General features: G+C 52.2%; 16 protein-coding genes. 13 read left to right on the top strand and 3 right to left on the bottom strand.

Translation table 11 applies throughout. The features are described 5' to 3' along the window. Positions 1-39: 39 nt before the first annotated feature. Positions 40-273, top strand: a complete 234-nt coding sequence (locus NGM66_RS11735; protein WP_208910715.1) for a hypothetical protein — start codon at positions 40-42, stop codon at positions 271-273. A 35-nt stretch (positions 274-308) separates the two neighbouring features. Then, complete coding sequence (locus NGM66_RS11730) at positions 309-689, top strand: type II toxin-antitoxin system PemK/MazF family toxin (RefSeq protein ID WP_208910713.1); 381 nt, start codon at positions 309-311, stop codon at positions 687-689. 545 nt (positions 690-1234) lie between these two features. Here the strand turns inward: NGM66_RS11730 and cbpA are convergent. The 3 genes from cbpA to NGM66_RS11715 form a co-directional block, all read right to left on the bottom strand. Further along, on the bottom strand, positions 1235-1876 hold the full coding sequence (cbpA, locus tag NGM66_RS11725) for a cyclic di-AMP binding protein CbpA (RefSeq protein ID WP_048732552.1): 642 nt from the start codon (positions 1874-1876) through the stop codon (positions 1235-1237). 321 nt (positions 1877-2197) lie between these two features. After that, a complete protein-coding gene (locus NGM66_RS11720; RefSeq protein WP_208910711.1) occupies positions 2198-3586 on the bottom strand; it encodes a L,D-transpeptidase family protein in 1389 nt (462 codons plus the stop codon). Positions 3587-4993: 1407 nt separating this feature from the next. Continuing rightward, on the bottom strand, positions 4994-5959 hold the full coding sequence (locus NGM66_RS11715; protein ID WP_125576351.1) for an L-lactate dehydrogenase: 966 nt from the start codon (positions 5957-5959) through the stop codon (positions 4994-4996). Between the two features lie 653 nt (positions 5960-6612). Here NGM66_RS11715 and pth point away from each other — a divergent pair. The 11 genes from pth (at position 6613) to dusB (ending at position 21159) form a co-directional block, all read left to right on the top strand. Further along, positions 6613-7170 carry an aminoacyl-tRNA hydrolase gene (pth, locus tag NGM66_RS11710; RefSeq protein WP_208910709.1) on the top strand — a complete coding sequence of 186 codons (558 nt, stop codon included), beginning with the start codon at positions 6613-6615 and terminating at the stop codon, positions 7168-7170. 16 nt (positions 7171-7186) lie between these two features. Beyond that, positions 7187-10732, top strand: coding sequence for a transcription-repair coupling factor (gene mfd, locus NGM66_RS11705; RefSeq protein ID WP_208910707.1), 3546 nt, complete (start codon positions 7187-7189; stop codon positions 10730-10732). A gap of 96 nt (positions 10733-10828) precedes the next feature. Beyond that, complete coding sequence (locus NGM66_RS11700) at positions 10829-12409, top strand: putative polysaccharide biosynthesis protein (RefSeq protein ID WP_258115708.1); 1581 nt, start codon at positions 10829-10831, stop codon at positions 12407-12409. Position 12410: 1 nt separating this feature from the next. Beyond that, entirely contained in the window at positions 12411-12683 is a 273-nt protein-coding gene (locus NGM66_RS11695) for an RNA-binding S4 domain-containing protein (RefSeq protein WP_164505629.1), read from the top strand. Between the two features lie 814 nt (positions 12684-13497). Continuing rightward, on the top strand, positions 13498-13905 hold the full coding sequence (locus NGM66_RS11690; RefSeq protein ID WP_208910703.1) for an FtsB family cell division protein: 408 nt from the start codon (positions 13498-13500) through the stop codon (positions 13903-13905). 360 nt (positions 13906-14265) lie between these two features. Then, positions 14266-14820, top strand: a complete 555-nt coding sequence (locus NGM66_RS11685; RefSeq protein WP_208910701.1) for a S1 domain-containing RNA-binding protein — start codon at positions 14266-14268, stop codon at positions 14818-14820. Between the two features lie 64 nt (positions 14821-14884). Further along, positions 14885-16252 carry a tRNA lysidine(34) synthetase TilS gene (gene tilS / locus NGM66_RS11680; protein ID WP_208910699.1) on the top strand — a complete coding sequence of 456 codons (1368 nt, stop codon included), beginning with the start codon at positions 14885-14887 and terminating at the stop codon, positions 16250-16252. A 16-nt stretch (positions 16253-16268) separates the two neighbouring features. Continuing rightward, positions 16269-16811 (top strand): hypoxanthine phosphoribosyltransferase, encoded by a 543-nt coding sequence (hpt, locus tag NGM66_RS11675; RefSeq protein WP_125576367.1) that lies wholly within the window; start codon positions 16269-16271, stop codon positions 16809-16811. 107 nt (positions 16812-16918) lie between these two features. Continuing rightward, positions 16919-19027 (top strand): ATP-dependent zinc metalloprotease FtsH, encoded by a 2109-nt coding sequence (gene ftsH / locus NGM66_RS11670; RefSeq protein ID WP_208910696.1) that lies wholly within the window; start codon positions 16919-16921, stop codon positions 19025-19027. Positions 19028-19243: 216 nt separating this feature from the next. Beyond that, positions 19244-20131: an Hsp33 family molecular chaperone HslO gene (hslO, locus tag NGM66_RS11665; RefSeq protein ID WP_208910694.1), complete on the top strand. Its 888-nt coding sequence runs from the start codon at positions 19244-19246 to the stop codon at positions 20129-20131. An 11-nt stretch (positions 20132-20142) separates the two neighbouring features. Next, a complete protein-coding gene (dusB, locus tag NGM66_RS11660; RefSeq protein WP_208910692.1) occupies positions 20143-21159 on the top strand; it encodes a tRNA dihydrouridine synthase DusB in 1017 nt (338 codons plus the stop codon). The last annotated feature ends 400 nt before the right edge of the window (positions 21160-21559 follow it).

Here is a 21559-nt window from a genome sequence, read left to right as displayed (position 1 = left end):
CTAGATGAGACGAAGGATTAACTTGAGGAGGGGCAATTCATGGCTCAGTTACAACAATTGAATCGGCCGCAGTTACGGCTGCATATCACCCGGACAGCACGGCATCAATCGTTGATCCCACTGCATTCAGCAGCGGCACACAAGCTAGCTTTAATTGTTGGTTATCAAGCAATGGCGCTCATCAACCGTGATTTGGCGCGGGCCTTCACGCCTTGTGAAGAGGAAGCCGAACGCCGGTTAACCCAGTTTCGTAGAACCGAGATCAAGAGTTAAGTTTAAAAATTAATACAGTTAGGGGATGGCGGCCCATGGCCCGTGTTGAAGTCAAACGCGGTGACGTATTCTTCGCCGACCTATCACCAGTCGTTGGTTCGGAGCAAGGTGGCATGCGCCCCGTGTTAATCATCCAAAACAACGTGGGGAACCACTATAGTCCGACCGTAATCGTGGCGGCAATCACCGCTCGGATCGAGAAGCCAAAAATGCCGACACATGTCGGCATTTCCGCAGCTCGGACCGGAATTGAGCGGGATTCCGTCATTTTGCTTGAGCAAATTCGGACCATTGATAAGCAACGATTGAAGGATCAGGTTACCCACTTGGACGTAAAAACGATGGCAGCGGTCGATGCTGCCCTTGCAACCAGTATCGGCTTGGTGGACAAGGCGCGTAAGAGAAAAGCAAGATAGATTTCGTACATAGCATTGCGGCAAAATTAAGCTGGTGATTCACCTTATTTTGGTGGGTCGCCGGCTTTTTGTCTACCGCTACCCTGAGAGTTTGATGATGAGGTTGGTTCTGGTTGCTATCGAGATTGTGGCTATTACCAAATATGTGACTAGACCGGTGCCTGCGGCTGTCAGGGGTTCCACCTGCTATGGGGAACGGCTCCAGCCAAAGGGCGGGCTTCCACCTCGCTTTGAAGTCTGGCAAAACCCACCAGTCTTCAAAGTCGCCCCACGCTGTAGGCTGAGAAAGGACCTCAGCCAACACCGTCGACACAGCTGGCTCCACCCCTGACCTCCTCCGGCAAAGTGGTGACTTCCAGCGGTACTTTCTCAGTGCATGGTGGGCTGACGATGCGCACGATAGATCTAAGTCAGCAATCACTAACGGCTTCACAGGTGAGTGGTGTATTACGGTAGGGTGGTAGTCAGGGCAAGTATCGCCAGCCACATTTCAAAGCAAACCAAAAAAGGCCAACCGCCGCAGCGATTGACCTTCACAACGTAATTTAGTTTTCGTGCCGGAGATCTTCAATTTCTGGAACGTGGAATTCCTTGCGTTCCAATGCCTTGACGATACGGTCGAGCTTTTCCTCGTCCACTTCGGCGGGCAGGGTGAACATGGTCCGGTGAACCAATTCGCCTTCCTGAGCGTCCAAGCTAATGACACTGGCAATGGACGTATACTTAGTGATGATCTTGGCCATCCCAGCCAGGTCGCCACGTTCGCCAGCCGAGACCACGGTGATCACGTAACTGCCGATATTGACGTTCCACGACTGAGATAACATGTCCATCAACCGCGTATGCGTGAGGATGCCATAGAAGGCGTTCTTGTCGTCCAAGACCGCGATGTAAGGCAGATCCTTGATGGAGAAGAAAACATTGAAGAAGGCCGCGTTAACGGAAATGAACTTGGTCGCGTTCTTCAGCAATGATGTCACCGGGAGCTGCATGTCGCCGCCCCGGGACTTATGACGATAGATATGCATCTTGTAGATGTTTCCTCGGAAAATTTGCCCCGTTTCATCTAGAATTGGCACACACCGATAACCTGAGTCTTCTAAGACCTTCAAGGCCTGTTCCAAGGTGACGTCCTCGCGAACCGTAACCAAACGTTCCTTCGGCTTCACTAGGGATTTAAGCAGCATAGCAGATGACCTCCTAAAAAATTAGAAACTTCTAATAATCTCTTCTAATAATACCATATTTTCCCCACCAACGGGTAGCTATTTCGCGGGAAATTCGTGTTAAAATAAAAGAAAGCAAGTTAAGGAGGGGAGACCCTGTGAAGAATTCCAATGATCCCGAAGACAAGCCGATTATTACCAAAAAATGGTTGTACTGGACCTTGGCTGCCTTCGTGGCAATTTTAATTTTATTAGCAATTGGCATGATTTTTTAACGTTCGGAATTGCTAATCAAAAAAGTTGCACCGCCGTTTTTGGTCGTGCAACTTTTTTAAAATTCAATTAGAAGATAATCACAGGCGTCCCAACCTTAACATTGGCGTAGACGGCCGCAATCTTCGAAGGTGGGGTGTTCACGCAACCGTGAGACCCGTGCTTGACGTACCAAGTGCCACCGTATTGTGGTTGCCATGACGAATCATGGATCCCAACACCGGTGTCATCGACTGGCATCCAGTACTTCACTGGGGAAGCGTAACTGGAGCCGTTGTCGTTTTGACCACGCAATGTGGCGTTTCGTTGTTTGCTCCAAATAACCCAAACACCGGTTGGCGTATGGTGCGCAGTCGTTGGTAATCCAGTCACAACGTCGGTTGAAACGACGACTTTTCCATTCTTGTAGACCCACATGTGCTGGTTAACTTTATCAACTTCGACGTACGATTTACCAATATCCGTGCCGTCGCTGTGGTAACCGCTCCCTTGAATGACTGGGGTCCGGTCCATGCCCTTACCCGCAAGAATAACCTTGCTGAGGGCCGGCGTCTCGGATTTAACTTTGATGCTCCAGCCATACAGACCAGCCTTAACCTTGACCGTGCCACGCTTCGTCGACTTGAATGTCCGGGTCTTGTTGATGGTCCCGTACTTGTGACTAAGCTTGGTCAAATAGGTCTTGATGGCAGACGAATCGGTCGCCAACTTCCCGTTCTTAAACGTGATCCAGCTGGCTAAGGTGTCTGCTGGAATCGTGATCTTGTGACCACTCAGTTTGTAGAGGTAAGTTTGCTTGGTGATGGCTTCTGCCTTGGCTTGGGCCGTCTTGAAGGCCGCTGAAGTCGTTGTAACTTGTGGTTGCCGATAGTCACCAGCCACATCAACGGTACTTGAGCCTTTTTCGATGGCTGACGTAATGGTCTTCGCTAACTTGTCAGCGTCGAGTTGGTTACCCTTTTGTTCCTTGGTAACGACCCACTTGCCGTCTTGATAGCTAAACGTCGCATCTTTGGCAGCGGTCCGCGTCTTGTTCGCCTTAGTCGCAATGGACTTGGCGAGGGATTGGACACTCTCCTGATTCTCGTCACTGGCGTTCAGCTCGAGGCTGTCGGCGGTGGCGGTCGTCACGTGAGCTGGCCAGCTCCAGACGTTTTGCTTACCGATTAATTGCTTGAGGGCGGCCTCGGAGGTCACTTTCAAGTCAACTTGCTTGGTTTTGATGGTGGTGACGGTCTGACTCCCGTCTTTTAACGTGTATTGCTGGTCCTTCAGCGCGGTTTTAAGCTTGGCTGCCGCTTGGCTAGCCGTATTGCCACCGACGTTAACGCCGGCAATCTCCGTGTCCTTGAAGAACACTTGTGCTGAAGAGTAGTGAAGCGCTTGGCCAACATAAATGGCCCCGACCGCAACTGCTGCGGTGACTAGGCCAATGACCAGACCTTTTCTTTTTTTCATAGGTATAACCTCCTAAAATAGCCAGTGGAGGAAAAGTCGTCATGCTTAACTACCATGTATTAGCATACCCCAAGCTTACTTCAAACAACCTTAAATGGCAATGCGAACGCATTTATGTTAACGGTTACATTACTTTCAGGGCAACTATTACAGAAATTCAAAAAAATTATGACTGCAAGTATTCGCTCATCTTAATTGTTTGCCTATCTAGTGATAAACGACGCGAGTTGTCGGTAACACGAGTCGAACCTGGTGTCGCACGACTGTCTTGCGACACCTAAGGTTACAGACTAGCTGAACGAAAGCCTGGCAAGGAAAACTAGTCTGGTAACCTTCGCCTAAAATAGGGAAGCTGTACGCAACCCCTGATTTAGACGAAAAAAATCGTTATCCCCAACTTTCCGAGGTTATAGTTTTAATGCGATGGGTATCTGAGATTCATGGCGTTAAGATTAGTCATTACAGCCTCGTAGCAGAGACTGGTCGCCTACCGTCTGCCAAATATGGGTCGGGTCGCTGTGGGCGGACGGGTCGAGCCAAAGTGCGGTCTCGACACCTCGTCTTTGAGCCGAAGGTCACGTCTCAAAGTGGCCTCACAGCCGAAACGTGTGCCAACAGTCAACTGGTTCCGCCTAGCATCGTTGATGTTCGGCAGTTAACTGCCTGTTGGCACATGCTTTTTCAGCGGCTGAACCCATATTTGTCGAACTCTCGGCTGCAGGATTGCTTGTCAGCCATAATTATAAAGTTAACTTGGCGACTAACTCCTGATCGACACAGTAATGCTGATAGACACCAACTTGCCGGAGGCATCCAGGGTGGAGCCTACAGCGTGGGACGACTTGGGAGACTGGTGAACTTGGCCAGTCTTTCAAGCGAACCGGAAGACCGCTCCTCAGGCTGGAGGTGTTCCCCAGAGCAGGCGGAACCTTGGCTGACGCAGGCGCCTGGTTTCGCTAATTCTAGCAGGCAGAACGCTATCGTTTCGGGAATCAACGCGTTAAGTCTACTTGAGGAAAGCACCTAGGCTACGTCAGTGATCAACCGTCACGTTAGCAGGGACATCGCTGAAATGGCAACGTTTGTCTACATTAGTGGATAAACTGCTACGTAGCCGAGAGTGAGCTAAATTTGGACTCAGCCGTGGGCGTTTTCAAGTGACCTACTTGGAAACGGGCGTCTTCGAGACGTGGTTTTCGGCTCGAAGCGAGGTTGAAGACCGCACTTTGGCTTCGACCGGTCCTTCCCACAGCTTCACGGTCCAAATTTGGCGAACGGTAAGGCAGCCAGCACGGGCTACCTGGCATTCAACGACTAAGTTTGTAGCTATAACCCCGGGTCCACATTTCAGATTGTAAACAAAAAACGCCGCTCCCCAAGAGGAGTGACGTTTCCAGTGACTGAAGCTTAGCCTTCAAGTGCAGCTAAACCGTCAGCAGTAACCTTCTTCAAAGTTTCAGCTGACTTAGCCATTAAGTCCTTTTCCTTGTCAGAAAGTGGGACTTCGATAACCTTTTCAATACCCTTAGCGTTGATGATTGCTGGGGTACCGATGAAGATATCGTTCAAGCCGTATTCGCCGTTCAGTGGGGCACCGACAGGCAATACCGCGTTTTCGTCACGCAAGATAGCCTTAGTGATCCGCATCAAGCAGGTTGCAACACCATAGAAGGTTGCGCCCTTACGGTTAATGATTTGGTAAGCCTTGTTACGGGTGTCATCTTCGATCTTAGCTAAGTCGTCATCAGTGATGCCGTGTTCCTTAGCGATGGTCTTCAATGGCTTTGAACCGATGGTAGCTTCGTCGTAAGCGGCGAATTCTGAATCACCATGTTCACCCATGATGTAAGCTTCAACGTTCCGTGGGTCAACGTCCAGCTTGTTAGCCAGCGCAACACGCAGACGAGAAGTATCCAATGAAGTCCCAGAACCAATAACCTTTTCCTTAGGGAAGCCAGAGAACTTCCAAGTAGCGTAAGTTAAAATGTCAACTGGGTTAGCAGCGATAACGAAGATACCGTCGAAACCGGAATCAACAACTGGCTTAACAACAGCCTTGATAATCTTCAAGTTCTTGTTGACCAAGTCCAAACGAGTTTCGCCTGGCTTTTGGGCAGCACCAGCAGTGATCACGACAACGTCTGCATCCTTGCAGTCGGAGTAATCGCCGGAGTATACCTTTTTAGGTGCGGTGAAGACTTGTGCATCTTCGAGGTCAAGGGCGTCCCCTTCAGTCCGTTCCTTAACAACGTCCACAATAGCTAATTCTTCTGCTAATCCTTGGTTTACCATTGAGTAGGCGAAAGCTGAACCAACAGCGCCGTCCCCAACTAAAACAACTTTTTGATGAGTCTTAGTAGTCAAATTCTTCATCTCCAAATAAGTATTTTGACATCAAGGTACGCAATAATACCCGTGAGTTAGTATACCATGTTAAAAGCATGAAAGCTATCGCCTGGACTCAAATTTTGTGAAAAATATCATTTATTTTTTCAAGGGTCAGTTATCTCGACGAAAACACGTCATGGCGGTAAATGCGTCACCTGATAGCCAGTTTACCGCGCTTTTTCACGATAAATTCAAGCCACAAACGGCCTGTGAAATTCACATGTTGCGAGTCAAAACGCCCAGTTAAGCGGCAAGTGGCTGGCAATTTCACCAGTGCTACCGGACTTTCACAAGCTAACAAAAAATAGCCGTTAACGGGGCTTTTCATGGAAAAAATCGTTTATTTTTCACAAGTAAAATGGCCCACATGACCGCGCTGACTGAAATAAATTTAATTATTTTTCACATGGTCTAAAATTGGCCGAATTTGTGAAAATTGGCGGTAAGGACGACTGTGGCGATTTCACCCCAAATGCCAGGCAGGTTTCGTGAAGTTCAGCAGGGACTATGCTATACTCAGGAGTGGTAATTTTGAATCGAAAAGATAATCTGAGCGGCTGAACGGTGAGTCATGGCTTCCGTCCAGCTCTTTTGTCGCTAGCTCAGGAACAACAGTTCTAAGGGAGAATATGGTTAAAATGAAAATGATCGTTGGTTTAGGAAACATCGGCCCCCAGTACGACGGCACGCGGCACAACACCGGCTTTATGGTCGTGGACGCCTTTGCTAAGGAACACAATATCTCATTGAACACCCGCAAGATGGATGCCCGCTTCGGCAGCGGCATGGTCAACGGCGAAAAGGTCTTGTTGGTCAAGCCAACCACGTTTATGAACGAATCAGGCCGTGCCGTGCATCCCATCATGAATTACTTCAAGATCGACGTGGATGACATCATGGTTGTCCACGACGACATGGACCTGCCAGTGGGGCGGATTCGTTTGCGGGATCACGGGTCAGCCGGTGGTCACAACGGTATCAAGAGCATCATCGCCCACGTTTCGACGGAAAAGTTCAAGCGGCTGCGGGTCGGCATCGCCCATCCCCAGCAACACACCGTCGTCGATTACGTGTTGGGCAAATTTACCACTGAGCAACAACCACTCTTCAACCAGGCCACGGATCAAGCCGTTGCCGCACTGGATGACTGGTTAGCGGGCAGTGAGTTTACGCAGTTGATGAACCAGTACAACTAGGATAGGAAGTTATCGCGTGAATTTAGAAGAATTTATGACGCAGACCGCGCAATTTCAAGCGATTAAGCGGACCTTGGCGCCGGGCCAGCGACAACTGGTGACCGGCCTCAATGGTTCTGCCGAAACGCTGTTCATTGCCAGCCTGCTCCATGACCAACAACGGTCGATCGTCTATGTGACGGATACCTTATATCACGCCGGTCAGCTCGTCGATGACCTCGCGAACCTCTTGCGAGACGATGAGCTCTTTGAGTTCCCGGTAGAAGAATTGCTGGCGGCGGAGGTGGCGACGAGTTCGCCAGAATATCGGTCGGCGCGAATCGACGCCTTGCGTGCCTTGCAAAGTGACCGGTCCGTCGTGATCGTAACGGCGCTGTCGGGACTCCGGCGGTTCTTGCCAGCGCCAGATAACTTTGCGGCCGCCCGGTTCACGGTCAAGGTCGGTGATGAGTTTGACCTCGAAGGCCTGCAACAGAAGCTCTTTGCCATGGGGTACGCCCATCAGAAATTGGTCGCAGCACCTGGAGACTTTGCCGTGCGGGGGTCCATCGTGGACATTTACCCGTTGGCAGCGGACTACCCAGTGCGACTGGACTTCTTTGATACCGAGGTCGACTCCTTACGGTACTTCGACCCCGCCACGCAGCGGAGCATTGAAAATGCCGAGCAGGTGGAAGTCCTACCCGCGACCGACTTTATTTTAACGGCCGCTGAACGGACGGCTGGTGCGACGGCATTGAGCGCCGCACTACGCGACCAAGCTGGCAAATTGGACCAGGACGCCGCACAAATGTTGACGGATCAGGTCCAACCCCTGATCGACGGCCTGAAGAAGGGGTCCGTTGATCCGCAATTAATGGAGTTTGCCGATTATTTATTCCCAGAACACCACCAACTGCTGAACTACTTACCCGCAGATGGACTGGCCTTGTTCGGGGATTATTCGCGTCTCCAGGATGCCGAACGGCAATTGTTGGAAGACGAAGCCAACTGGGCAACCGATAAGCTGAGTCACCACCAGATCTTTGAACAACAGGTCTTTGGCGGTGAGCTGCGGCCTATCGTGAAGGCCGACGACCACGCGCAGATCATGCTAGCCCTGTTCCAAAAGGGGATGGGCAGCTTACGGTTCCAAGCCATCACCAACGTGACCACCCGGGCGATGCAACAATTCTTCGGGCAACTGCCCGTGATGAAGACCGAGATCGACCGGTGGCAAAAGCAGAAGCAGACGGTGGTACTCCTGGTTCAAGACGAGGAGCGTTTGGAAAAGATCGAGCAGACGCTGGATGATTTTGAAATCAAGGCCATTTTGACCAAGTCAGCTAACCTCGAAGCCGGACTGACCCAGCTAGTGCCAGAACGGCTGCACACCGGGTTTGAACTGCCCGAGGCCAATCTGGTGATCATCACAGAAGCCGAAATGTTCCAGAAGATCACGAAGAAGCGGCCGCGGCGCCAGACCATGGCCAACGCCGAACGGTTGAAGAGTTATACCGACCTGAAGCCTGGCGATTACGTGGTCCACGTCAATCACGGGATCGGGAAGTTCATTGGGATGCAGACGCTGACGGTCGATGGCGTGCATCAAGATTACATGACCATCGACTACCAGGACAATGCGCAACTCTTTATCCCGGTCACCCAATTGAACCTGATTCAAAAGTACGTGTCCTCCGAGGATAAGAAGCCCAAGATCAACAAACTGGGCGGCTCTGAGTGGGCGAAGACCAAGCGGAAGGTTGCCGCAAAGATTGAGGACATCGCCGACGAATTGGTCGACCTGTACGCCAAGCGGGCTGCAGAAAAGGGCTATGCCTTCCCACCGGATGACTCACTACAGACAGATTTTGAAAACGACTTTCCGTATGCCGAGACGCCGGACCAGTTGCGAACGATCGAAGAGGTCAAACACGACATGGAAAAGCCACGGCCGATGGACCGGCTGTTGGTCGGTGACGTGGGTTACGGAAAGACTGAAGTAGCCTTGCGGGCGGCTTTTAAGGCCGTTGAAGCAGGCAAGCAAGTCGCTTTTTTGGTGCCAACGACCATTTTGGCGCAACAACACTACGACACCATGGTCAATCGGTTTGAGGGATATCCCATTAACGTGGAGATGTTCTCGCGGTTCCGGACGACCAAGCAGATTCACCAGTCCATCAAGGATCTGGAGAGCGGCCAGTTGGATATCGTGGTCGGCACGCACCGGTTGTTGTCACAGGACGTGAAATTTAAAAACCTGGGACTGGTGCTGGTCGATGAGGAACAACGCTTCGGGGTCAAGCATAAGGAACGGCTCAAGGAATTGAAGGCCAACGTGGACGTGCTGACGTTGACCGCGACACCGATTCCGCGGACCCTACACATGTCGATGCTGGGGGTCCGGGACCTGTCTGTCATTGAGACGCCACCGGCCAACCGGTTCCCCATTCAGACCTACGTCATGGAACAAAATGCCGGGGCCATTCAGGATGGGATTCGTCGTGAAATGCAACGGGGCGGCCAAGTCTTCTACTTGCACAACCGGGTTGAAGACATCGAAAAGACCGTGGGCCAGGTCCAATCTCTGGTCCCAGAAGCCCGTGTCGGATTCATTCACGGGAAGATGACGGAAGCGCAATTGGAAGGTGTGCTCTTTGACTTTTTGCGTGGCGAGTACGATGTGCTGGTCACCACGACCATCATTGAGACCGGGATCGATATCCCCAATGCCAACACGTTGTTTGTGGAAAATGCGGACCGGATGGGGCTGTCCCAGCTGTATCAATTGCGGGGACGGATCGGCCGGAGTAACCGGGTGGCGTACGCATATTTCACGTACAAGCCGAACAAGGTGCTGACTGAGGTCAGTGAAAAGCGGTTGGAGGCCATCAAGGACTTCACCGAACTGGGATCTGGCTTTAAGATTGCCATGCGTGACCTGTCGATTCGGGGAGCCGGTAATTTGCTCGGAAAACAACAACACGGGTTCATCAATTCCGTGGGGTATGACTTATACACGCAAATGTTAAATGAAGCCGTTGCCAAGAAACGGGGCAAGAAGACGCAACCGAAGACCGACACCACGGTCGAACTGGGCGTCGAGGCGTACCTGCCGAGCGATTACATTGAAGATGAACAACAGAAGATTGAAATGTACAAACGGATTCGGCAACTGGAAAATGACGCTGAGGTCAGCGAGATTCAAGCAGACCTGATCGACCGGTTTGGCGAGTATCCTGAGGCCGTGAGTCAACTGCTCACGATTGGCCAATTGAAGCTGGCCGCTGATTTGGCGCTGGTCGACAAGATTCGCCGGGTCAACGGGGATGTCTTTGTCACGATTTCCAAGCAGGGGACCGACATCCTAGGTGGCGAGGACGTCTTCAAGGCGCTGGCTGCCACTGATCTCAAGGCGACCGTCAGCATCAATGATGATCGGCTGCACATCAAGTTGGTCATTCAACCGAAGATGACGGTCAACGACTGGTTGCCGCAGGTCCAACAGTTCCTGGCAGCGCTGCGTGATATCGTGGAAGTGACCACCAAGCCCAAGGACGACGATACGGCAACGACGAAGTAGGCTTGGCGGAAACGCTGGCTACTTGGGTAGTTGCCAGAGAAACGCTCGTGTTTAGCGGGCGACCAGGAAACGCATCTATCAGTGAGGAGGGTGCCAATGGGCAACCGCAACGTAAATACGACCTTGCAGGGAGCCCTGATCCTCTCAATCGCAGCGTTTATCGCCAAGTTATTGAGTGCGGTCTACCGGGTACCCTTTCAAAATATGGTCGGCAACACCGGCTTTTACGTGTACCAACAGGTCTATCCGCTCTACGGCATCGGGATGACCTTTGCGCTGAGCGGGTTGCCCGTCTTTATTTCCAAATTAATTGCCGAAGCGCCCGACCTACCCAGTCAACAGGCAGTGGCCCGCCAAGTTTCCCGGTGGGTCTGGGGCCTTGCTGGGGTCATCTTTGGTGGCCTGATGCTCGGGGCGCCCGCTATTGCGCGGGGGATGGGGGACAGCCAGTTGGCACCATTGATTCAGATGGTGGCCTGGATGTTTCTCCTGATGCCGGCATTATCCGTGGGTCGGGGGTATCACCAAGGGCGGTTTCACATGTTGCCCACGGCACGGTCGCAAGTGGTCGAGCAGTTGGTCCGGGTCGTCGTCATCTTGGTGGCGGCCGGTTGGGCGACTAGCCACGACTTGTCCGTTTACCGGATGGGCACGTGGGCGCTCAGTGGTGGCACTATTGCGGCGGTGGCGGCCTTAATGGTTCTGCCACGTTGGCGGCAACCCCAACAGCCGACCGGTTGGCGTGTTCCCCATTTGGGCCGACGATTGTTGGTCGAGGGGGGCACCCTGTGTCTTCTGACGGCCATGATGGTCTTACTCCAGCTGGTCGATTCGTTCACGGTCAAGAATGGCTTGGTAGCTGGGGGGATGAGTGACCTGGCTGCCAAGAGTCTAAAGGGCGTCTACGACCGGGCCCAACCGCTAGTCCAACTGGGCTTGGTGGTGGCGGTCGCCTTTGCGACGTCACTCTTGCCGGCTCTGAGTGAGGCCCAACATCAGGACCGTCCGCAGGCGTTCAAACGGCTGACGACCACGATGATGCGGATCGCGCTGGTGATTGCCAGTGCGGCCACGGCGGGACTGATCAGCCTGATGCCCTGGATCAATCGGTTACTCTTTGGCGATACCCAGGGGTCGGGGATGCTGGCAGTCTACATGCTGGGCATCATCTTGGCCACATTGATTCAAACGTACAACAGCGTGCTGCAAAGTCAGGACAGCTACCGGCTGACCGTGGTGGCGCTGGTGACAGGACTAGTCGTTAAATGCGTCGCCAATCGCTGGGCCGTCCTGCATTTCGGTGCGGGCGGGGCCAGCTGGCTGACGGTGCTGAGTCTGGCAGTCATGTTCCTCGTGATCTGGTACGGCTCGGCACAGGAGCTACGGGCCGGCGTCTGGTCACAGGCGTTCATTCGGACTTTGCTGGGCTGTACCATTCTCATGGTCGCTGGCGTGCGGCTCGTGGTCATGCTCCTGGAAGCTTGGTGGCCGGTGCTGGCAACGGGCCGGTTGGCCGCCGGCGTTGGATTATTGATCACGATTCCGGTTGGGGTCGTCATTTTCTTCAGCTTAGCCCTGAGCTGGCGGTTATTGACCGTGCGCGAATGGCTGGCGATTCCCCACGCAGAAATAGTGTTAAGATTATGGCAGAAACTTAGCCAACACGGAGGAAAATAATATGCGATTAGATAAATATTTAAAAGTCTCACGGATCATCAAACGGCGCTCAGTTGCTAAGGAAATTGCGGACAAGGGCCGGATCGAAATCAACGGGAAGGTCGCCAAGTCCTCAACGGAAGTAGCACCGAAGGATGAATTGGTCATCAAGTTCGGGAACAAGACGCTGACCGTCCAAGTCGACGAACTCTTAGAGACCACGAAAAAAGACGATGCTGAACGGATGTACACCATCGTCAAGGAAGAGTACGCACAAGACTTCCGCCAAAACTAACGGTTCTTTGGTGGGCGACAGTGGTTTTGGCTGGCCGCCTACCGTTGCGCGAACCTCTAGGCTGGAACGCTGGGGGAGGACGGTCCGAGCCAAAGCCCGGTCTCGGCCCTTGCTTTGAGCCGAAGACCACGTCTCAAAGTCACCAATTTATCAGCAAAGAACGCTGCTAAATTCCCCGGCTGAGCCTAGATTTCGCTTCACTCTCGGCTCTGATAGTGACTAACAAGCACACTAACTGAGGTCGCCCGATTGCGGATGGCTTATCAGTTAGCGAACACCTTACCGATCGTTCGGTAAGCCTCTAAAATATAGAAGCCGTCCTTCAATCTTAGCGATTGGTTGAACGGCTTCTTTGCGTATGCTGGGAGAGATGGGACTGGTTGCCGCTGTCCATTTCGTTGATAATCGTTCGGCCATAGCGTATCAGCTGACTACAGGAGTTCATTGACTTAACAAACATCGTGCTGCTGACACCCACCGTTGTAGCCGGAAGTGAAGCCAAATATGGGCTCAGCCGTGGGAGTCCCCTTAGCGGTGTTAGCCGGTTAGGGGACTGGCGCCTTTGAAACACCGGTCTGTGGTGGTTCAAAGCGAGGTGAAAGACCGCTTCTCAGGCTTTCACCGTCCGCCCACAGCGTTCCGGCCCATATTTGGCGAACGGTAGGCGGCCAGTGCCACAAGTGTTGCCAGTGAGTGGCCCCGCCGCCACGGAATGTGACGAATGTTTTACAATGTGCGTAGGTGCCTAGACGTGGTATTTGAAACTTGCTATACTCAAGTTAAACTATTTGGTGAAAACTGAGGAGTGAGGGCCATGGCGGACGCGAAACCGACGGCAAAGATTGAACGACTGGAAAACGATTATACGCGGAAATTAGATCACCAGCAGGCGGTTGTGCACCATACCCGTTGGCTGGGCCACCGGCGCGTGCGGCGGGCGACACGAATCCTCGTGGTGTTTGCCGTATTTGCCATCATCCTGGGGGTCCAGTTGATTCGCAGCAATGCGAGTCTTCATCAGGTCAATCAGCAGGTGACGACCAGCAAACAACACTTGGCGAAGACCCAGGCGAAGAATGCGGATCTGAAGCTTGAGATCAAGCAGCTGAACGACAAAGACTACTTGGGCCAGTTGATTCGGTCTAAGTACTATTACTCCAAGACCGGTGAGACGATTTACAGTCTCCCTGGTGATCACGCTAGCGACGTGACGGCTAAATAACGATTTCGCGAGAGTCTGGGATTAGCGTCCTGGACTCTTTTTGATAGATGCGTCTAACGAACGAAGGGTCTGGCATTCTGGAAACCGGCATCTTTGAGACGGTGGTTCGACGCCAGGCTCGCTCCTGTTCACCCGATCCATAGTCGGTGGCCAGTTCAAACCGTGTCAAAAGCAACCGGTTTTGCACCGCTCACGAAACCGTTCAGCGCGACGATTAATTCGGTTGAAAGTTAATTTAACAAGGTTTACCGGCTGTCAAAAACTTGGTCAAGGGGCTGTATTTTTTTCGTTTGGACGTGTGGCATTGGGAAGAATTGTGTTATACTGAAAGCACTTATTTTAAGGAGGAACTTCTTGTTTATGGCAATCGAGGTTGGAGCTAAAGTTACCGGAAAGGTCTCCGGAATTACGAACTTTGGTGCATTTGTTGATTTAGGTGACCACAAGACCGGGCTGGTGCACATTAGTGAAATTTCTGACGGGTACGTTAAGGACATCCATGACGTGTTATCCGTTGGTGACGAGGTAACGGTTAAGGTATTAACTGTCGGCAATGATGGAAAGATTGGGCTGTCGATTCGTAAGGCGACGGACCATCCGGCGTCAGAACGGCCACATCATAGCCACAATGAACATCGTGAGAACAATCATGGTGGAAATCATGAATTCCACGGTAATGGTGGCAATCGCGGTGGTGAGAACCACGGTCATGGTGGCCGCCGGTTTGAAAACAACGGGTCTCGGCCACATCACAGTTCAGCGAATGGTCGCTTCTCAAGCCATCACTCGGCTAAACATGAAGAAAGCTTCGACGACTTGATGTCAGGGTTCTTGAAGCAAAGTGAGGACCGTTTGGCAACGATTAAACGTAACACTGAAGGTAAGCGTGGTGGCCGTGGTGGCCGGCGCAGTTAATCTGCCTTTAATCAGGACCGCATTCGTGCGGCCCTTTTTGGTAACGAGAGTGGGGGTGTGACAGGTGACGTTAGAGACGGCTTTTCAGCAAAATTGGCGCGCAAACGGCTGGGATGATCCTCAGCAGCGGGTGCTCGTTGCCGTTTCGACGGGGGTCGACTCCATGGTGTTGCTTCAGCTGATTTTGCGGTTACCGGCCGCTCAACGGCCAGCCATCACGGTCGTGCACGTCAATCACCAGTTACGCCAACAGAGTCAGACCGAAGCGGCGTTTTTGCGGCGGTGGTGCGCTGACCGGCAGTTGCCACTAGAGGTGGCGGTCTGGCCAAGCGACGCGCACCCCACACACGGCGTTGAGGCGGCCGCGCGCGCATTTCGCTACCAGTTCTTTCAAACGCAACTACAGCAACACCACGCAGCGTGGGTGGCAACCGCCCATCAGGCCGACGAACAGGCCGAAACGGTACTGCTGAAGCTGATGCGTGGGGGGCAGCTGGATCAATTGACCGGCATGGCTCCCAGCCGACCACTGGCACCGGGACGGGTGATTCACCCATTGTTGCCGTTTACCAAGGCCCAGCTGATTGCTTACGCCCGCGCGCACCAGATTCCCTGGTATGAGGATGCGACGAATCAGGCGTTGGTGGCGAGTCGTAACCGCGTTCGTCACGAGATTTTACCACAGCTCCAGGCGGAAAATCCGCAGGTTGTGGCCCACGTGAACGCATACGCCCAGCAGTTACAGGCGACGTTGACGGTGGCGAACCGCGCGTTGGATCAGCAGTTGGCTCACATCGTGACCGACCAAACGTCGGTGACCGGGCAAACCGCGTTGCTATTGGCAGCACCGGTAGCGGAGCAACGGTTATTGTTGGCACGACTGATCAGTCGCAGTGCGCCCGGCACCAGTGTCAGCGAGGCCCATTTGACGGAATGTCTGCAGCTACTGGCCAATGGCCAACGACCCACGGGAACTGTGGCGTTCGGTCAAGATTGGGCATTCATTAAAACGTATGACCACTTTCAATTTTTACAACAGAAAAATTTCAAGGAAAAATCCGTGGAACATTTTAGATTTATGGTAGACTTAAACCAATGGCGGTCGGTTGGTAACGGCTGGCAGATTGGCTGCTTCACGACTGAACAGCAACCAACACTTTCTCCTCACGAAACGGTGGCCTTGACCGCCGACCAGTTGCCCTTAATGGTTCGTCCGTGGCAAGCGGCCGACCGGTTACGACTGGCGACGGGGCACCATCAATCGGTGCGTCGCGCGCTGATCAATGCCAAGGTGCCCCAAAGCGACCGGCAACAGCAGGTCGTCTTGGTCACGGCGACGGGAGAAGTGCTCGCGCTGTTGGGCGTGAAGTGGTCGGTCTACCCACCACGGCCGCACACAAAAAACTATCATATTGTTTGGAAGCATGAATAGGCGAAAGGGGAACAGCATGAATAACGATATTTTAAAGGTCCTTTACAGTGAGGAAGACATTGCCGCAGCCTGCAAACGGTTAGGCACGCAACTCGCCGAGGATTACAAAGACAAGACGCCCTTGATCATCTGTGTATTAAAGGGGGCCATCTTGTTTATGACCGACGTGATCCGCGACATGGATATTTACGCAACGATTGACTTTATTGACGTTTCCAGTTATAACGGCGGGACGGCTTCTTCTGGGACCATCAAGTTACTCAAGGACCTGGACACCGACGTTGCTGGTCGTGATATTTTGTTAGTTGAAGACATTATCGACACGGGGCGGACGTTGAAGTACCTGGAGGACCTGTTGAAGGACCGTCAGGCGAAGTCCATCAAGGTCTGCACATTGATGGACAAACCCAGTGGCCGCGTGGTTGAAGCCAAGGCGGACTACGTTGGGTTCAACGTGCCAAGTGAGTTCGTGGTGGGCTATGGTCTGGACTACGAAGAAAAGTACCGGAACCTTCCGTACGTTGGTGTTCTGAAGCCCTCAGTCTATTCAGATAAATAATTAGTCAATGATAGTCAATTGTGATAACATCTTATTTAGTTAAGGGGCATTTGCCCTAAATTCTGTTCCTATCTTAATGCTGGGAACTGTGGGTAAGGAGGCACGACATGAATAATCGACGAAATGGGCTGTTTCGTAATAGTCTATTTTACATTGTGATCTTCTTGTTGGTCATTGGTGTTATTTACTTATTTAACGGAAATAACAGCAGCTCACAATCCCAAGAAATCCAATCGAGTCAGTTCGTTAAAGATTTAAATGCGAACAAGATCAAGAATTTCTCCATTCAACCTTCCGGGGGAGTTTACAAGATTACCGGTGAGTATCGGAACGCCCAAAAGCGGACGACCAATACTGGCTTTAGTCTCGGCGGTTCACAAAGCACCGCTGTGACCAGCTTCACCACGCAAGTCTTGACGAATAACTCGACGGTTTCCGAGATTGACAAGACCGCCAAGAGTCATAATGTAAAGGTCAACACCAAAGCTGAAGAGTCGAGTGGCTTCTGGATTAACTTGTTAGTCTACGTTGCACCACTAGTCATTTTCTTCTTCTTCTTCTACATGATGATGGGTCAAGCCGGCCAAGGCGGCGGTAACGGCCGAGTCATGAACTTTGGGAAGAGCAAGGCCAAGCCAGCCGATAGCAAAGAGAACAAGGTTCGCTTCGCTGACGTTGCTGGTGAGGAGGAGGAAAAGCAAGAACTGGTCGAAGTTGTCGAGTTCTTGAAGAATCCGCGTAAGTTTGTTTCATTAGGTGCCCGGATCCCATCTGGGGTCTTACTTGAGGGCCCGCCTGGTACTGGTAAAACGTTGCTGGCGAAGGCGGTGGCTGGTGAAGCCGCTGTACCATTCTTCTCGATTTCTGGTTCAGATTTCGTGGAAATGTTCGTTGGTGTCGGGGCCAGTCGTGTCCGGGATCTGTTTGAACAGGCCAAAAAGGCCGCACCGTCGATCATCTTTATTGATGAAATTGATGCGGTTGGTCGTCAACGGGGTGCCGGCATGGGCGGTGGCCACGATGAACGTGAACAAACGTTGAACCAATTGCTGGTCGAAATGGACGGGTTTACTGGGAGCGAAGGCGTCATCGTGATGGCTGCAACCAACCGATCAGACGTGTTGGACCCTGCCTTGCTGCGGCCAGGTCGGTTTGACCGGAAGATCTTAGTTGGTCGGCCAGACGTTAAGGGTCGTGAAGCGATTCTTAAGGTTCACGCCAAGAACAAGCCATTAGCTAATGACGTTGATTTAAAGGAAATTTCCAAGCAAACCCCTGGTTTCGTGGGGGCCGATTTGGAAAACCTCTTGAACGAAGCTGCCTTGTTGGCGGCACGGCGGAATAAGACGCAGATCGATGCTTCCGACTTAGACGAAGCTGAAGACCGGGTCATCGCTGGGCCAGCCAAGAAGGACCGGGTCATCAGTCCCGAGGAACGCAAGACGGTGGCGTACCACGAAGCTGGGCATACCATCGTGGGGTTAGTCTTAAACGACGCCCGCGTGGTCCACAAGGTAACGATCGTCCCTCGTGGCCGCGCCGGTGGGTACGCAATCATGCTCCCACGGGAAGACCAAATGCTGATGTCCAAGAAGGATGCCATGGAACAGATTGCCGGCTTAATGGGTGGTCGGACGGCCGAAGAGTTAATCTTCCACTCCGAATCATCCGGGGCTTCCAATGACTTTGAACAGGCAACCCAAATTGCCCGTTCCATGGTCACCCAATATGGGATGAGTGACGCCTTAGGGACAGTGGCACTGGAAAGTGCTGGCGGCCAGCCATTCGCTGGTGCCGGTTATCCAGGCCAACCAAGTTACTCAGAACATACGGCTAACTTAATTGATAGCGAAGTTCGCCGAATCATCGGGGAAGCGCACGATACTGCCCGGAAGATTCTGGAAGAACACAAAGCAGAACACAAGATTATTGCGGATGCCTTGCTGAAATACGAAACGCTGGACGAAAAGCAAATTCTCAGCTTATTTAACACTGGGAAGATGCCTGAAAAGGACGGCAATGACGAATTTCCAAGCGAAAAGGCGGCAACGTTTGAGGAATCTAAGCGCGAATTAGAACGGCGCGAGGCCCAACGACAAGCTTCTACGGAAGCCAAGTTAGCTTCGTCCGCAGCTCAAAACCAGTCCTCAACGGCTGATTCTGCAGCAAGTTCGGCAGCAGACGATTCACACGATGACACCGATCATTCTGAATAGTCACACGAAGGGCGAGACCTGCATCTCGCTCTTTTTGTTTGGCATTTGGGCGGGAATGGTGCTGGGCGAGTGTCGAGGCCGCTCTATGACTCAGACCGGCCCTTCAGTGCTAGTGGCCTGTCGGCGGCCAGCCCCCGCAGTCGTTACTATTTGCAAAAGCCGTGGTTTCTGGTAAGGTAGGGCATGGTGAAAAGACACGAAAGGACGTTTACAAGAATGGCAGATTATTTAGTAAAAAGTTTGATTGATGATGGGATGTTCCGGGCCTATGTGGTCGACGCAACGCAAACCGTGGCCGAGGCACAGCAGCGGCACGATACCTGGAGTGCGGCAACCGCCGCTTTGGGCCGGACGCTGATTGGTACGATGCTGTTGTCGACGTCTCTCTTGAAGGGCGAAGAGAATTTAACCGTTAAGGTCAATGGTCACGGACCCGTGGGCGCCATCGTGGCAGACGGTAATGCCAACGGAACGGTCAAGGGTTACCTGCAATACCCCCATGTAAGCCTCCCGTTGAACGAGAAGCACAAGATCGACGTTAAGAAGGCCGTTGGGGTCAACGGCATGTTGACGGTCACCAAGGATCAAGGCTTGGGCCAGCCATACACCGGCCAAGTCCCACTGATCTCCGGTGAACTGGGCGAAGACTTTACCTATTACTTGGCGAAGTCTGAACAAATTCCCAGTGCGGTCGGCGTGTCCGTCTTCGTGCAGCCCAATAACACGGTCAAGGTCGCTGGTGGTTTCATGATTCAAACGATGCCTGGTGCATCTGACGAGGCCATTTCCCGGCTAGAACAGCGGCTAAAGGAAATGCCAATGGTGTCAGAACTCCTCTTAGATGGGCAGACCCCTGAAGAGATCTTGCAACTGCTGTTCAAGGATGAAAAGATTAAAATCTTGCAGAAGATGCCAGTATCCTTCAAGTGTGACTGCTCTAAGGAACGGTTCGCCAAGTCGTTGGCAGCCATTCAACCGGCGGCACTCCAAGAAATGATTGACCAAGACCACGGTGCCGAGGCCGTTTGTCATTTCTGTGGCACGAAGTATGAATATTCAGAAGATGAGTTGCGGCAGATTCTCGCCAAGGCCCAAGCGAAGTAAGGAGGGTCCGCATGTCTTGGAAAATCGGTAATGTCGAGATCGCCAATCGGGTCGTCGTGGCGCCCATGGCCGGCGTCACCAACGTGGCCTTTCGTCGGATTTGTAAAGCGTTCGGCGCGGGACTGGTGACCTGTGAAATGATCTCGGGGCAGGGGATTCACTACCATAATCAGCGAACATTGAAGATGATGGCAGTAGACGCGCATGAGCACCCGATGAGTATTCAGATCTTTGGCGGTACGCAGGAGACACTGGTCCAAGCGGCGCAATACGTGGATCAGCAGACCAATGCAGACATTATCGACATCAACATGGGGTGCCCGGTCAATAAGGTCGTGAATACGGATGCTGGGGCCAAATGGCTACTGGACCCACAGAAGGTTCATGACATGGTCGCAGCGGTCGTGGCGGCAGTTGATAAGCCGGTCACGGTGAAGATGCGTACGGGGTGGGATGCCCATCACATCTTAGCGGTGGAAAATGCCTTAGCTGCGGAGAGTGCCGGTGCCAGTGCGATTGCCATGCATGGCCGGACGCGTAAACAGATGTATCAGGGGCAGGCAGATTGGGACATTCTGGCGCAAGTCGCCCAACACCTGACAATTCCGTTTATGGGAAATGGGGATGTGCGTACGCCGCAAGATGCCAAACGCATGTTAGATGAGGTCGGCGCCGATGCAGTTATGGTCGGTCGAGCGGTCATGGGTAACCCGTGGCTGCTCCAACGCATCAACCACTACCTAGCGACGGGGGAACTTCTGCCGGAGCCCACGCCAGTGGAGAAAATTACGATTGCCAAGGAACATTTGCACCGGCTCTGCGAGGCCAAGGGGCCAGTAGAGGGGCCACGTGATTTCCGTAATCAAGTGGCTTACTACTTAAAGGGCATTTCCCATGCAGCCCGAACTAAGGTTGCACTAACAGATGCGACGGAGGAGACGCTGATGGTAGAAATTCTCGATGAGTTTCTAGCCAAAATGGCGTTACGCAGCCAACGTGCACCGGTTCAGCGGTTTACAGATCAATAGATAGTCAGAAGGTGAGGTCACGTGATCTCACCTTTTTTGAATTATTATGAATTTTCCCTTGACCGGGGTACAGATAATTGATAAGATATTACCTGTTGCTGATTAACGCAACTCATGCATAAAGAACAATTTTATGAATAGTCATACAAATTGAAAATTGTGCTTGACGAGTTAAAAGGTAACTGATACAATGATTTATGTTGTCGTAACGCGAAACGACTTGATTTAAGAATTTGAATGTTGAATAAATATTCAAAATAATTTAAAAAGATGTTGACACGTTTTAAACAACATGATATACTTTAAAAGTTGTCACGGAGCGGTTGCTTCTCTGATAACTTGGTAGACCTTTGAAAACTGAACATTGTTTCGACAAACCAAATATGTGTAGGGCGGTTTG

Origin of the sequence: Levilactobacillus yiduensis, assembly GCF_024718525.1 — a bacterium.
GTDB classification, from domain to species: Bacteria; Bacillota; Bacilli; order Lactobacillales; family Lactobacillaceae; genus Levilactobacillus; species Levilactobacillus yiduensis.
This window is presented reverse-complemented; position numbering and strand designations above follow the sequence as displayed.